The 13,330-nt window shown below is 62.6% G+C and carries 13 protein-coding genes; 8 read left to right on the top strand and 5 right to left on the bottom strand.

The genetic code is table 11. The features are described from left to right. Nucleotides 1-245: 245 nt before the first annotated feature. Entirely contained in the window at nucleotides 246-548 is a 303-nt protein-coding gene (locus DOM36_RS03910) for a metalloregulator ArsR/SmtB family transcription factor (RefSeq protein ID WP_110641435.1), read from the top strand. A gap of 19 nt (nucleotides 549-567) precedes the next feature. Here DOM36_RS03910 and sohB read toward each other — a convergent pair whose 3' ends face one another. Continuing rightward, the gene (sohB, locus tag DOM36_RS03905; RefSeq protein WP_075568777.1) at nucleotides 568-1,608 is read right to left on the bottom strand and encodes a protease SohB; all 1,041 of its coding nucleotides are present in this window, start codon (nucleotides 1,606-1,608) and stop codon (nucleotides 568-570) included. Between the two features lie 185 nt (nucleotides 1,609-1,793). On the opposite strand from sohB, the gene DOM36_RS03900 reads away from it, so the two are divergent. Further along, nucleotides 1,794-2,114, top strand: a complete 321-nt coding sequence (locus DOM36_RS03900) for an SCP2 sterol-binding domain-containing protein (protein ID WP_075568778.1) — start codon at nucleotides 1,794-1,796, stop codon at nucleotides 2,112-2,114. Between the two features lie 9 nt (nucleotides 2,115-2,123). Here the strand turns inward: DOM36_RS03900 and nudC are convergent, their stop codons facing one another. From nudC to DOM36_RS03880, 4 genes are all read right to left on the bottom strand, one after another. After that, nucleotides 2,124-2,894 (bottom strand): NAD(+) diphosphatase, encoded by a 771-nt coding sequence (gene nudC / locus DOM36_RS03895; RefSeq protein ID WP_075568779.1) that lies wholly within the window; start codon nucleotides 2,892-2,894, stop codon nucleotides 2,124-2,126. Next, nucleotides 2,894-3,643 (bottom strand): DNA polymerase III subunit epsilon, encoded by a 750-nt coding sequence (gene dnaQ, locus DOM36_RS03890; RefSeq protein WP_075568780.1) that lies wholly within the window; start codon nucleotides 3,641-3,643, stop codon nucleotides 2,894-2,896. Before dnaQ ends, nudC begins: the two co-directional genes overlap by 1 nt. Before the next feature lie 74 nt (nucleotides 3,644-3,717). Beyond that, nucleotides 3,718-4,176, bottom strand: coding sequence for a ribonuclease HI (gene rnhA / locus DOM36_RS03885; protein WP_075568781.1), 459 nt, complete (start codon nucleotides 4,174-4,176; stop codon nucleotides 3,718-3,720). A 169-nt stretch (nucleotides 4,177-4,345) separates the two neighbouring features. After that, entirely contained in the window at nucleotides 4,346-5,263 is a 918-nt protein-coding gene (locus DOM36_RS03880; protein ID WP_083941481.1) for a methyltransferase domain-containing protein, read from the bottom strand. Between the two features lie 176 nt (nucleotides 5,264-5,439). Between DOM36_RS03880 and gloB the strand changes: the two genes are divergently transcribed. The 6 genes from gloB to DOM36_RS03850 all read left to right on the top strand — a co-directional run bounded on the left by gloB (nucleotide 5,440) and on the right by DOM36_RS03850 (nucleotide 13,249). Next, a complete protein-coding gene (gene gloB / locus DOM36_RS03875; RefSeq protein WP_110641433.1) occupies nucleotides 5,440-6,207 on the top strand; it encodes a hydroxyacylglutathione hydrolase in 768 nt (255 codons plus the stop codon). Between the two features lie 76 nt (nucleotides 6,208-6,283). Then, nucleotides 6,284-7,432 carry a transglycosylase SLT domain-containing protein gene (locus tag DOM36_RS03870; RefSeq protein WP_198651191.1) on the top strand — a complete coding sequence of 383 codons (1,149 nt, stop codon included), beginning with the start codon at nucleotides 6,284-6,286 and terminating at the stop codon, nucleotides 7,430-7,432. 155 nt (nucleotides 7,433-7,587) lie between these two features. Beyond that, the gene (locus DOM36_RS03865) at nucleotides 7,588-9,459 is read left to right on the top strand and encodes an extracellular solute-binding protein (RefSeq protein WP_110641429.1); all 1,872 of its coding nucleotides are present in this window, start codon (nucleotides 7,588-7,590) and stop codon (nucleotides 9,457-9,459) included. A 9-nt stretch (nucleotides 9,460-9,468) separates the two neighbouring features. Beyond that, on the top strand, nucleotides 9,469-10,554 hold the full coding sequence (yejB, locus tag DOM36_RS03860) for a microcin C ABC transporter permease YejB (RefSeq protein ID WP_075568895.1): 1,086 nt from the start codon (nucleotides 9,469-9,471) through the stop codon (nucleotides 10,552-10,554). Then, entirely contained in the window at nucleotides 10,554-11,669 is a 1,116-nt protein-coding gene (locus DOM36_RS03855; RefSeq protein WP_110641427.1) for an ABC transporter permease, read from the top strand. The genes yejB and DOM36_RS03855 overlap by 1 nt, the downstream gene beginning before the upstream one ends. Continuing rightward, a complete protein-coding gene (locus DOM36_RS03850) occupies nucleotides 11,666-13,249 on the top strand; it encodes a dipeptide ABC transporter ATP-binding protein (protein ID WP_075568787.1) in 1,584 nt (527 codons plus the stop codon). The genes DOM36_RS03855 and DOM36_RS03850 overlap by 4 nt, the downstream gene beginning before the upstream one ends. The last annotated feature ends 81 nt before the right edge of the window (nucleotides 13,250-13,330 follow it).

Below are 13,330 nucleotides of genomic sequence, written 5' to 3'. Positions count from 1 at the left end.
CGCCGGTGCGAATGAAGCGGCGGTGCCGGGCCGAGGGGTTAGGGAACCCTCTGGGATGACGGATAGCTTGCAGCACGCTGCAGCGGGCGCGAATTATAGGGATCCCGACCCAGGATCGCCAGTACAACGCTCAAGATACATCGGAAAAGTATTGTAACTATAAGTTACAATAAGCTAATATCAGCATACCCTGAACAGTGGGTTCAGTACGGGCAATCTGCCCAACGCGCCTGCGGAATTTTACGATGATGACAACGGTTACCCCGCTTAGCGACCACCAGATCGGTCCCGCTACCGCCACCCTCAAGGCCATCGCCAACGAGAGCCGGTTGCGTATTCTCTGCCTGCTGATGCAGGGTGAACATTCGGTTACCCAGATCAATAGGGAGATGACGCTGAGCCAGTCAGCGTTATCGCAGCACCTTGCCGTACTTCGGCAGGAACAGCTGGTGGCGACCCGCCGTAGCTCCCAGGTAATTTATTACTCGCTGAATGGCAACGTGGCCAAGCGCCTGATCCAGACGCTCGGTGAGCTGGATATCGCCTGAGCCGGATCCCGGAAAGCGGTTATCGACGCTGCCAGCGAAGGTCCTCGACCCGCTGCAGCAGGCGATCGATACTCCTTTCCAGGCCGCTCTCCATGCTCTTGCTCAACTTGCCCATCAGGCCGGAACGCGACGCCAGCGATACGTTCAGCACCCGTGCCTGGTGACGCTGTTTTTCCAGCAGATAGGCATCACTGGTGCCCACGGCATCGATCAACCCGGCCTCCAGCGCCTCGCTGCCGTACCAGATCTCGCCGGTCGCGACCTTGTCGACGTCCAATGCAGGCCGTCGTTCGGCCACATAACGCTTGAAGAGATCGTGCGTGGATTCCAGATCCTCGAGAAACTTGGCCCGCCCCTCTTCGCTGTTTTCGCCCAGCACCGTCAAGGTTCGCTTGTAACGGCCCGCCGTCAGCAGCTCGACATCGACATCATGCTTCTTGAGCAGGCGATGGACATTGGGTATCTGCGCCACTACGCCGATCGAACCGATGACCGCGAACGGCGCGGCAATCAGATGACTGGCACAGCACGCCATCATGTAGCCGCCGCTTGCCGCAACCTTGTCGACGCAAACGGTCAAACGCGCGCCGGCATCGCGAAGGCGATCCAGCTGAGCGGCCGCGAAACCATAGCTATGGACAAGGCCGCCACCTGACTGCAGGCGCAGCACGATTTCGTCACCACGCTGAATCTCTTCCAGCAGCAGCGATATCAGCTCGGCCAGAGCCGGGGTTCCGGAGGCCTTCAAGTCGCCGTCGAAATCGAGTACCCAGACCCGCTCGGCGTCGCGCTCCGCGTCACGCTTGGTGGCCAGTTTGGCGGATTTTCGCAACTGCTTGGCGAACCGACGACGGCCCGCCTTGGGTACTGCGGCGAGGCGCAGTTGACGCTGCCGGCGTTGAAACCGCTCATCCAGCTCGACGACCTTGAGCGTGGCACCGCCACCGCCCTGCCCCTTGTGCCGACCACGGGCGATCAGCATCAGAATCACGCCGATGGCGATCACCAGCGTCGCCGTCTTGGCGAGAAATAGACCGTAGTCGGCCAACCATTCGATCACGTCATGCTCCTTGTTCAAGGCATTCGTTCTGTCCGGGCATACCCCGGGTTCGATGAATTCGCGGGACCTGGGAGAGTGTGTCGCGCTCTGCGCGCGTCGGAATGAACCAAAACCCCCGCCTTTGCCCCTTGCATGGGGATAGCGGCAATGATTTGCTTGGCGTTTCTGTCACGGGAGACATCATCATGGATGACGATCAACTCATCGCCAAACTCCGCGCCCGATTCGATGCCGAGGCCGCCGAGAACGTTTCGGCCATTTATCAATTCGATCTCGACGATGTCGAGGACTATCACATGACTATCGATCATGGCTCGCTCGACATCCAGCCGGGCCGTCACCCGGATCCCAGCGTCACCATTTCCAGCGACACCACGACGCTGATGGCCCTGGTGAAGAAAGAGCTCAACGCGATGCAGGCACTGCTGACAGGTAAAGTGAAGGTCAAGGGAGATATCGGGCTTGCCAGTCGGCTCCCCAAACTCTTCTCCAGATCCTCTCCGTGACCCATACGCTCAGCGGATCGCAACCGCGCCACGATGAGTCTCGATCAATTGCCGCGAAATCGAGTAGGCCGGGGGTAGTTGGGGCATTTTTTCCGGTGTGAACCACGCGGCATCGACGATCTCCTCGCCATCGATGCGGATTCGCCGACTAGCCGCTTCAGCGAAGAAGCCCATCATCAGCGAATGCGGGAAAGGCCAGGACTGACTCTTGAAGAAGCTGACCCGCCCCACGTCGACACCGACCTCCTCCATGACTTCCCGCCGGACCGCCGCCTCCACGGCCTCTCCGGGTTCGATGAATCCGGCCAGCGTGGAGTAGCGCTGCGGCGGAAATCGCGGGCTGCGTGCCAGCAGCATATCCCGGCCATGGGTCACGAGGGTGATGATACATGGCGAAATGCGCGGATAGTTTCGCAGTCCGCAGTTGTCGCAATGCATGGCGAACTCGTGCGATAGCCGCTTCGCGGCGTGGCCACAGCGTCCGCAAAAACGATGGTCCCGTTGCCAGTGCGTTACCTGCAGAGCCGTCGCCAGCAGTTCGCTTTGCGCGGCGGATAGCTGCGCCAACCAGTCGCGAAAGGCGGGCCACTCCTCGCCATCCTCCTCGACCACGACGGCGACCGGCTCACCCTGCCAATACCCCAGGCGCAGTGCTTGCCCGGGCCACCGCTCCCGGTAGACGAGCATGTCATCGGTCTCCCCCGGCGCCACGCCGCTTGCGTTCATACGTAGCAACCAGCCACCGACGACGTCCATCGGCGGTATTTCGCGCTGTAGCATCAGTGCTGGGTCCCCGGCGTTTTCAGCGTGTCCCAATGGCATTGGCCTGCCGACTGTCTGATCTGTTCGAGACGCTGCTGATGGGCCTCCCACTCGGCATCGCTGGGCTTGAGCACCGTCAACGGCAGGCCGGTTCGCTCGATCCGGCGCAACCCGCTGGCTCCGCCCGATTCGCGGCTGTCGCCAGTATCACTGCCGGCCAGCGACAATGCGGTCTGCCCGCCGGTCATGGCGAGATAGACTTCCGCCAGGATTTCCGAGTCCAGCAGCGCCCCGTGGAGCACGCGCTGGCCATTATCGATGTCGTAGCGCTTGCACAGCGCGTCCAGGCTATTGCGCTGCCCCGGGTGCATTTTCCGCGCCATTTTCAGCGTATCCAGTACGCTGCAGTGCTCGGCTACCGGTCCCAGCACGGGCTCGCCCCGCGCTGCCTTCAGCAGCTTGAATTCGTGATCGAAGAAGCCGACATCGAACGGGGCATTGTGAATGACCAGCTGCGCGCCGCGCATGAACTCCCAGAGCCCATCGGCGATTTCGGCGAAAACCGGCTCGTTGGCAACCCGTTCGTTGGTGATACCGTGGATCCCGATGGCTTCCGCCTCGATGTCCCGCTCCGGGTTGACGTACTGATGGTAAGTGCGCCCGGTGAAGCGGCGATTGACCAGTTCAATACCGCCGATCTCGATGATGCGATGGCCTTCTCGCGGGTCGATACCGGTGGTTTCCGTATCCATGACGATTTGGCGCATACGTTATCCTCGCTTGTGCCTGGCGACAGTCGTTTGTCTTGCTGACGAGGCGGGGCTCGCCCTCGATGATCGAGTCACTGCGCCGACGACCGCCGTTTGGCGATGACTTCATCGATCGCCTCGTTGACCAGGCGATCGGCGGCCTCGTTCCCCTCATGGCCGCTATGCCCCTTGACCCAATGCCACTCGACGATGTGGCGCTCGGTTTCGGCAAGCAGCTCTCGCCACAGTTCCGCATTCTTGACCGGCTGCTTGGCGGCCGTCTTCCAGCCGCGCTTCTGCCAGCCATGTATCCATTCGGTGATGCCCTTGCGGACGTACTGAGAGTCGGTCCACAGCGACACCCGGCAGGCGCGATCCAGCGCGCGCAGCGCCTGAATCGCGGCCATCAGTTCCATGCGGTTGTTGGTGGTTTCAACCTCGCCGCCTTTCAACGGCTTTTCATGTCGGCCGGAGACCAGTAGTGCGCCCCATCCGCCGGGGCCGGGGTTGCCGCGGCAACCGCCATCGGTATAGATGGTCACGGCGGGCATCGTCGACGATTCGGAATTCGGAGCTGGCAAGACGTTAACTCTCTTCGATGTAAATGGCCTGAGCTTTCAAGCGGGATTGGTTTCACAGCGAACCTGGGTTTGCAGCGGGCACTGATTGTCAGACCGCGCTTGATACCGGCCGGTTTACGGCATCAGGCGGATATCAACTTCAGGCAATCGACCGAGGAGATCGGGCGCGCGCAACGGAGCGACGTTCGCCGTGGTCCGGCTCTGTCGCAGGCCGCGACTCACCTTTCAGCGTATCGACCGAGATTGCCGAGTCTTCGACCGCCACTAGGCCGACAGCGCTGACCGGTCTGCGATTCGACTCGTCCCGACCGCGATGGCTGGCCGGCGCGGTCTCCTTTGCCAGTCCCAGCCAGGCGCCGGACTTGTTACCACCGAGAACCGGATCGCGCAACTTGATGGGCTGAACGGGGATGCTGCGTCGACGCGCCACCAGCAGGTAGGCCGAGGCCAGCGGCACGTTGTAGCGACGTCCCAGCGTCTCCAGGCGATCGCTGCCCATTTCGCGGCCCGGCAGCCGGAAGCCGCAGTAGTCTACCCGCTCGATCTCGAAGTCGACAAACGCCAGCCAGTCGCGCAGCCGACCGGGCGTTCGCCACGGATGCCGCCAGGGCATCGGTCGTTCGCGTCGGCGAACGCCAGCCGGTCCGAAAGGATGCCAACCGAACACCAGCAGACGGCCATCGGGGCGTGTCACGCGAACGGCTTCCTGCAGCACATGATGTGGTCGATCCACGGCTTCCAGTAGATGATGCAGCAGTACCAGGTCGACGCTGTCGTCGGCGAGGGGAAGGCTGTCAGGCAGACAGACCAGACTGTTGCGGGTGCGAGCGAGCTCCTCGGAAGGTGCCCAGTCCAGCGCATGGCGGATCGGACACATATCGCTCATCAGCGGCGCCATGCCCAGTTGCAGACTCAGGATGCCGCGGTGCTGTTCGCAGTGAGGGCCCAGGCACGCACGCTCCGCCCGCCACAGCGCCACTCCGGGTGATGACTCCCAGAACTGGCGACCCTCGCGGACAGCTGCCTGCAGGGTTGGATCGGGTGGCGAGATTGACACGGACGGCTTTACTCCCCAAGGTTAGCGCTTTTTTACAGTGGTTCGACTCTGACGGTCAGTGGTTCGATTCTGAACCCGCGGCGAAAAGGCGGCCCCTTGCGGGAACCCGCGCGCGCCACATCGGTCAGACCGACATCCGAACCCTGACGTTCGAACCTGCCGGAGAAGGATGCCACATGTTGACGGTGAAACCGATTCCCGCGTTCCAGGACAACTATATATGGCTGCTGCAACAGGACAACCAGGACCGCGTTGTTGTCGTCGATCCCGGTGACGCCAAGCCCGTCATTGCCTGGCTGGAACAGCAAGATCTGACGCTCGACACCATTCTCGTCACCCATCACCATCAGGATCATACGGGCGGTCTGCGCGAACTGATCGAACGCTATTCCCCTGAGGTCTACGGCCCCGCCAATGACGCCATTTCCGGTATTCGCCATCACGTCGGCGAGGGCGATGAATGTCGCGTTCTGGGGCGTCGCTTCGAAGTCCATGCCGTTCCCGGCCATACCCTCGATCATATCGCCTTCTACGCTCCCGGCACACCGGGACTGCTGTTCGCCGGTGACACGCTCTTCTCTGGCGGCTGTGGCCGGCTGTTCGAAGGGACTCCCGCGCAGATGCGCGAGTCGCTGACAAAACTCGACGCCCTGCCGGACGACACGCTGGTATTCGCCGCGCACGAATATACGCTGGCCAACCTTGCCTTCGCCGCGGCGGCCGAGCCCGACAACGCCGCTCGCGATGCCTATCGCGCCGAATGCCAGACGGCACGCGATCTGGATCGGCCGACGCTACCGACCACGCTGGGACGCGAGCGCCATATCAATCCGTTCCTGCGCATCGACGAACCCAGTCTGCTGACAACTTTACGTCAGCAGGGACCTGCCGATAACAGTCTGGAGGCTTTCACCACGCTACGTGCGTGGAAAGATCGCTTCTAACATCATGGCGAGAGACGACGTGACTCGCTGCCGGCCCGCACGCCACTCCGGCAGCGCCATCAAGGATTTACGACGCATGAATTCCCGATCGAAGTGCTGCCATGTCTTTGTGGGCATTGCCGGCGGCCTTCTACTTTCCGCCCTTCCCGTGGCCGCCACGGCGGCGGATGCCGTGGGCAGCGCTCCACAACGCACGTTCTGGTCATCACTGGCGCTCCAGGAGCAGCACGCCCCCGACGCCTGGACTCGTCTGCGTCAAGGGCTGCGACTCTCTCACGAGACGGACAATCCACGCGTTGCCAAGTGGCTGGAGTGGTATCGCGAGCATCCCCGACACGTCGAGCGAGTGGCGGCCCAGGCAAAACCCTGGCTGCGCTGGGTCACTCTGCAGCTGGAATCTCACCATCTGCCCAGCGAGATCGCGCTGCTGCCGTTCATCGAGAGCGGCTACGATCCGACGGCCACCAACCCCGGAGGCGCGGCGGGTCTCTGGCAATTCATGCCCGGCACCGGCGATGCCATGGGTCTCTCGCGCACGGCCTGGTACGACGGCCGCCACGATGTCGTTGCCGCCACTAAAGCCGCCATGGACTATATCCGACAGCAGGCCGATCGCTGGTATGACGGCGATCTGCTGTTGGGGCTGGCCGCATACAACGCAGGCGCCGGCACAGTGAACGCCGCCCGGAACGCCGCAGCCAATCGCGGCGATCCGATCGATTACTGGCATCTACGCCTGCCTGCCGAGACCATGGCCTACATTCCGCGTCTGCTGGCACTATCGGAAGTGATTGCAAAGCCGGAACAGTATGGCGTGGTGCTGCCCTCGATTCCCGACAAGACCCAGTTTGCCCAGGTCGCGACCGACGGCCCGCTGACGCTATCGCTGGCGGCCAATCTCGCAGGTGTCGATCCGCAGACGCTGCGCAAGTTGAATCCGGGCTTCAAACGGGCGTCGACTCGTCCTCGCGACGATGCCACCATCCTGCTGCCGGTGGCGGCGAAGCAGCGGTTCCTCGCCAATCTGGCGACGCTACCCGCCACCGAGCGCACGGTGCTCAATCGCTATGTCGTCCGAAAAGGGGATACCCTGTCGGCGATCGCCGCACGCTTTGGTGCCAGCGTCGGCGAGATCCGTCGCGAAAACGGTATCCACGGCAGCAAGATCCGCATCGGACAAACGCTGGCCGTCCCGGCCACGGCGCAGGCACAGAACGCGCAGTAGATATCGCTTTGATGTCGCGACGATTGCCAGTAAAACGGGTTCCATTGCGGAGATTCCCGATGCTGCGATGATGGCCGATGTGCTGGTTACCGCTACTGCGTTCCACACTTTTCAGCGTCCACACTGGCGCCCGTACCCAGAGAAGGATGTCGACGATGGCTGGATTCCGATGGCTCGTGGCCGCTGCCACGCTGGCGCTGGCCATCCCGCTGTCCGCCTCTGCCAACGCCCCGCAGCACGATGCCGGGGAGGCGGGAGATAGGAAAATCGACCGCGTGGCGACCGTGCATGCCATCGCGCTCTATGACGATCCGGCGCTCCCCGCCAACTTCGATCATCTGCCCTACGCCAATCCTGCCGCCCCCAAAGGCGGTACGTTGCGTCGCGCCGCCAACGGTAGCTTCGACTCCACCAACCCGTTCATCATCCAGGGGACGCCCGCCGACGGTCTCAACCAGATCTACGATACGCTGATGGAAGCCAGCGCCGATGAGCCTTTCACCATGCACGGGCTGTTGGCTGGCGGCATCCGACTCGATCCCGATCGTCACTGGATGGAAGTCGATATCCGACCGGAAGCGCGTTTCCACGACGGCACGCCGGTCACCGCAAAAGATGTCGTATTCAGCTTTCGCCTGCTGCGAGACAAGGGATCGCCCTTCTATCGCGCCTATTACGCCAGCGTCGAATCGGTCTCGGCTCTCGGCGAGCGCACCGTGCGGTTCGTGTTCTCCAACAATCAATCGCGGGAACTCCCGCTGATCCTGGGTCAATTGCCGGTATTGCCGGAACACTACTGGCGAAACCGGGACTTCACCAAGCCGACGCTCGACAAGCTCATGGGTTCCGGCCCCTACGAAATCGCCGAGGTCGATCCCGGCCGACGCATCGTCTATCGCCGGGTCGATGATTACTGGGGCCGAGATCTGCCGCTCAATCGCGGACGCTACAACATCGACCGGCTGGTCTACGACTACTTCCGCGATCAGTCGGTGGCATTGGAGGCCTTCCTTGCCGGCGCACTGGACATGCGCGTCGAAAGCAGTGCCAAGAACTGGGCCACGGCCTACGACACGCCGGCCGTCGACGACGGAGCGATCCAGCAGGTGATCGTCCCCGACGGTCAGCCAGCGGGGATGCAGGGCTACGTGTTCAACACCCGCCGCGACAAGCTGTCGGATCCCAAGGTTCGCCGCGCGCTCGGCCTGGTATTCGACTTCGACTGGATCAACCAGCACCTGTTCTACGGCGCCTATCAACGTACCGAGAGTTTCTTCCAGAACTCGGAGATGGCTGCGCAAGGTCTGCCCGGTAAAGAAGAGCTGAAGCTGCTCTTGCCCTACCGCGACCGACTACCGGCCGCCGTATTCGACCAGCCGCTTCCCATACCGCACCCGCAAGCCCTGCGTCCGAGACTGCGCGAGGCACTGAATCTGCTGCGCGAGGCCGGTTACGACGTGCGGGACGGGACGTTGGTGAATCTCGAGACCGGCCAGCCGTTCACCCTGGAATTCCTGCTCTACGACAGTCAGTGGGAACGCATCACCCAGCCGTTCGCGCGCAATCTCGAGCGGCTCGGCATCCAGAGCAAGATTCGCGTGGTCGACGTCAACCAGTACCTCGATCGCCTCCGCCGATTCCAGTTCGACATGATCGTCGGCAGCTATCCTCAGTCGGCCAACCCTGGCAACGAGCAGCGGGACTTCTGGACCAGCGAGTACGCCGACGTGCCGCAGAGCCGCAACCTGGCGGGCGTCAACGATCCCGTCGTCGACGCCCTGGTCGACGACTTGATCCAGGCCGACAGCCGGAGCACGCTGGACACGGCCTCCCGAGCCCTCGATCGGGTGCTGCGCTGGGGCTTCTACGTCGTCCCGCAGTGGAATTTCGACGGGACTCGTGTCGCCGTCTGGGACAAGTTCGGCTACCCTCGCCCATTCCCGAGCTATACGCCCGACTTCACGGTGTGGTGGGTCGATGCCGATCGGGCCCGGGCGATCACCGCGCGCCAGCGCGGCCAGGAGTGATTGACGATCATGGCCAGCTATATCGTTCGCCGTCTGTTGCTGATGATCCCGACCCTGTTGGGCATCCTGCTGCTCAACTTCATCATCGTGCAGGCCGCACCCGGCGGCCCGATCGATCAGATGATGGCCCGCTTCGAGGGGCTGAACAGCAATGCCAGCACCGGTCTGGAAAGTGGCGGTGGTGACGGCAATAGCGGTGGCAACACAGGCGGCAGCTCGCAGCGTTTCAGCGGCGCCAACGAAGAGCTGCGCCAGGCGCTGACCGAGGAGTACGGCTTCGACAGGCCAGCCTGGGAACGTTTCGGGCTGATGCTCAAGGACTACGCCACGTTCGATCTGGGCGACAGTCTGTTCCGCGGCCAGCCGGTCATCGATCTGGTACTGGATCGGCTGCCGGTGTCGATCTCGCTGGGGCTGTGGACCACGCTGCTGGTCTATCTCATTTCGATTCCGCTGGGCATTCGCAAGGCGCTACGCCATGGCAGCGCTTTCGACGTCTGGTCGTCGGGCGCGGTGGTGATCGGCTACGCGATTCCCGGCTTCCTGTTCGCCATCCTGCTGATCGTGGTGTTCGCCGGCGGCAGCTACTGGAACTGGTTCCCGCTGCGCGGGCTGACGTCGTCCAACTTCAACGAACTGTCGCTGCTCGGCAAGATCCAGGACTATTTCTGGCATATCACGCTGCCGGTCCTCGCCTCGGCCATCGGCAGTTTCGCCACGTTGACCATGCTCACCAAGAACAGTTTCCTCGACGAAATCCACAAGCAGTACGTGCTGACGGCAAGAGCCAAGGGCGCCTCGGAACGCCGCGTGCTGTACGGCCACGTCTTCCGCAACGCCATGCTGATCATCATCGCCGGAATGCCGGCGGCGCTGATCGGCATCCTGTTCACCGGCTCGCTGCTGATCGAAGTGATCTTCTCCCTCAACGGCCTGGGTCTGCTGGGATTCGAGGCCGTGATGCAGCGCGACTATCCACTGATCTTCGGCACGCTCTATCTCTACACGCTGATCGGGTTGGTACTCAAGCTGGTCTCGGATCTGACCTACGTCTGGGTCGACCCTCGCATCGATTTCGGCACCCGGGAGTCCTGATGATATCGAGCCACCGTAGGCGATTGTCGCCAATCACTCAGCGCCGTCTCGAGGTCTTCCGCGGCAATCGTCGCGCCGTCTGGTCGCTGTGGATCTTCGGCCTGCTGTTCATCGTCAGCCTGGGTGCCGAGCTGGTCGCCAACGACAAGCCGATCGTGATGCAGTACGACGGCCACTGGTACGTGCCGCTGCTGGTGGACTATCCCGAGACCGAATTCGACGGTTTCCTGCCAACGACGACGGACTATCGCGATCCCGTGGTTTTCGAGCAGATCGCCAGCAACGGCTGGATGCTGTGGCCACCGGTGCCGTTTTCCTACCAGACGCTCGATCGCGACGTGCGCGGCCCGGTGCCCTCGCCGCCCGGCAGCCGCCACTGGCTGGGAACCGATGATCAGGGCCGTGACGTGTTTGCCCGCGTCCTCTACGGTTTTCGACTGTCGGTGGCCTTCGCCCTCGCGCTCACCATCGGCTCGATTTTTCTGGGCGTCGTGATCGGCGGCGTGCAGGGTTATTTCGGCGGCAAGATCGACCTGATCGGCCAACGTCTGATCGAGATCTGGTCAGGATTGCCGGTGCTGTTCCTGCTGATCATTCTCGCCAGCCTGGTCGAGCCCAACATCTGGTGGCTGCTGGGCATCATGCTGCTGTTTTCCTGGCTGGGCCTGGTGGACATCGTTCGTGCGGAATTTCTGCGCGCCCGCAATCTGGAATATGTCAGAGCCGCTCGCGCCATGGGCCTGCCCTCGCGCCTGATCATGCGTCGGCACGTACTGCCCAATGCGATGGTCGCGACGCTGACGTTCATCCCGTTTCTCTTCACCGGCGCGATCACCACCCTGACCGCACTGGACTTTCTAGGGTTCGGGCTGCCGCCGGGTTCGCCGTCATTGGGCGAGCTGGTCGCCCAGGGCAAGAACAATCTTCAGGCGCCGTGGCTCGGGGTGACTGCGTTCCTCACCCTGAGCGTGATGTTGTCGCTGCTGGTATTCATCGGGGAAGGTCTGCGTGATGCTTTCGATCCGCGCCACATTCCCACTTCGACTCAGATCAAGCGCGCCGGGAGTCCAACTGGGCGCCCATCCGATAGCCCGCGCCAGGAAAGCCTGCCATGAGCGACAAGCGACTGTTCGAACTGCGTCAGCTGACTATCCGCTTCGGTGCCCACACGGCGGTCAATTCACTGGATCTGCATGTCGATCGCGGAGAGACGGTGGCCATGGTCGGGGAATCCGGGTCGGGCAAGTCGGTCAGCGCGTTGGGAGCGCTGGGCTTGCTGCCGGCAGGCACCGAAATCCAGGGCGAGCGGCGTTTCGACGGGCGTGATCTCGATACGCTCTCGGCTCGCCAATGGAACGCGCTACGCGGCGGTGAGATCGGCTTCATCTTCCAGGAGCCGATGACGTCGCTCAACCCGTTGCACAGCGTTGGCAAACAGTTGGGGGAAACCCTGCGTCTGCATCAAGGGCTCCGAGGCGAAGCCGCCAAACGCCGCATTAGAGAGCTACTGGCTCAGGTCAAGCTGCCCAGAGTCGATGAACTGATGTCGTCCTGGCCCCATCAGCTCTCCGGCGGACAGCGCCAGCGGGTGATGATCGCGATGGCGATCGCCAACGATCCACAATTGCTGATCGCCGATGAACCCACCACGGCGCTGGATGTGACGGTTCAGCGGGACATTCTGGCACTTCTGGGCGATCTGCGTGATCGCTACGCCATGGGCCTGCTGCTGATCAGCCACGATCTCAATCTGGTGCGTCGTCATGCCGACCGCGTCGTCGTCATGCGTCATGGCGAACATGTGGAGTCCGGCCCCACACCGACCGTCTTCGACTCGCCGCAGGCGACCTATACCCGTCAGCTGATCGATGCCGTACCCGACGGACGGCCCGTTCCGCTGCAAGATGACGCCAAGCCACTGCTGAAGGCAAACCAGCTCAGCGTCACCTTCCCTCGGCCCAAGCCCTTCCTGCGCCCCCGGCCGCCCGCCTTCGTCGCGGTCGAACCGCTGTCGTTGCAACTGCGTCAGGGAGAGACGCTAGGCGTGGTGGGTGAATCCGGCTCCGGCAAGACCACCCTGGCATCGGCGCTGATTCGGCTGCTGCCGGCCAGCGGCGAGATCCATTTCGCCGACCAACGTCTCGACTTACTGAGCGGCGATGCGCTGAGACGACAGCGGCGCGGCTTCCAGATTGTGTTTCAGGATCCCTACGGTTCGCTGTCACCGCGAATGCCGGTGGCCGATATCATCAGCGAGGGCCTGCGCTTCCACCATCCCGAGCTCGAGGAAGCGGCCGTGGCCGAGCGTATTGCCGAAGCGCTCCGGGACGTCGACCTGCCGCCGGATTGCGGCCGCCGCTACCCGCATGAATTCTCCGGTGGCCAGCGCCAGCGCATCGCCATCGCACGCGCCCTGATTCTCAAGCCGAGACTGCTGGTGCTCGACGAACCCACGTCGGCACTCGATCGCACGGTGCAGAAACAGTTGATCGAGCTGCTGCGCAACGTTCAGACCAGGCACGGCCTCAGCTACCTGTTCATCAGTCACGATCTGGCCGTCGTTCGAGCGATGGCGCACCGGATGCTGGTGTTGAAAGATGGCAAGGTCGTCGAACAGGGAGAGTGTGAGGCGCTGCTGGAAGCGCCTCGATCGCCTTATACCCAAGCATTGATCGAGGCTTCTGCGCTCTCGTGACAATCAAGAAGGTGTCTTTGTTCGATATCATAAGATAACGGTATAAATTTTTCCCCACCCAACTTCTTTCAGACGCCTATC

The organism is Salinicola sp. CPA57 (assembly GCF_003206035.1).
GTDB lineage: Bacteria > Pseudomonadota > Gammaproteobacteria > Pseudomonadales > Halomonadaceae > Salinicola > Salinicola socius.
This window is presented reverse-complemented; position numbering and strand designations above follow the sequence as displayed.

Excerpts from the sequence above, each read along its gene's own strand:
- DOM36_RS03910 (WP_110641435.1), top strand. The coding sequence starts at position 246 with ATGATGACAACGGTTACCCCGCTTAGCGACCACCAGATCGGTCCCGCT.
- DOM36_RS03900 (WP_075568778.1), top strand. The coding sequence starts at position 1,794 with ATGGATGACGATCAACTCATCGCCAAACTCCGCGCCCGATTCGATGCC.
- nudC (WP_075568779.1), bottom strand. The coding sequence starts at position 2,894 with ATGCTACAGCGCGAAATACCGCCGATGGACGTCGTCGGTGGCTGGTTG.
- dnaQ (WP_075568780.1), bottom strand. The coding sequence starts at position 3,643 with ATGCGCCAAATCGTCATGGATACGGAAACCACCGGTATCGACCCGCGA.
- rnhA (WP_075568781.1), bottom strand. The coding sequence starts at position 4,176 with ATGCCCGCCGTGACCATCTATACCGATGGCGGTTGCCGCGGCAACCCC.
- gloB (WP_110641433.1), top strand. The coding sequence starts at position 5,440 with ATGTTGACGGTGAAACCGATTCCCGCGTTCCAGGACAACTATATATGG.
- DOM36_RS03870 (WP_198651191.1), top strand. The coding sequence starts at position 6,284 with ATGAATTCCCGATCGAAGTGCTGCCATGTCTTTGTGGGCATTGCCGGC.
- DOM36_RS03865 (WP_110641429.1), top strand. The coding sequence starts at position 7,588 with ATGGCTGGATTCCGATGGCTCGTGGCCGCTGCCACGCTGGCGCTGGCC.
- yejB (WP_075568895.1), top strand. The coding sequence starts at position 9,469 with ATGGCCAGCTATATCGTTCGCCGTCTGTTGCTGATGATCCCGACCCTG.
- DOM36_RS03855 (WP_110641427.1), top strand. The coding sequence starts at position 10,554 with ATGATATCGAGCCACCGTAGGCGATTGTCGCCAATCACTCAGCGCCGT.
- DOM36_RS03850 (WP_075568787.1), top strand. The coding sequence starts at position 11,666 with ATGAGCGACAAGCGACTGTTCGAACTGCGTCAGCTGACTATCCGCTTC.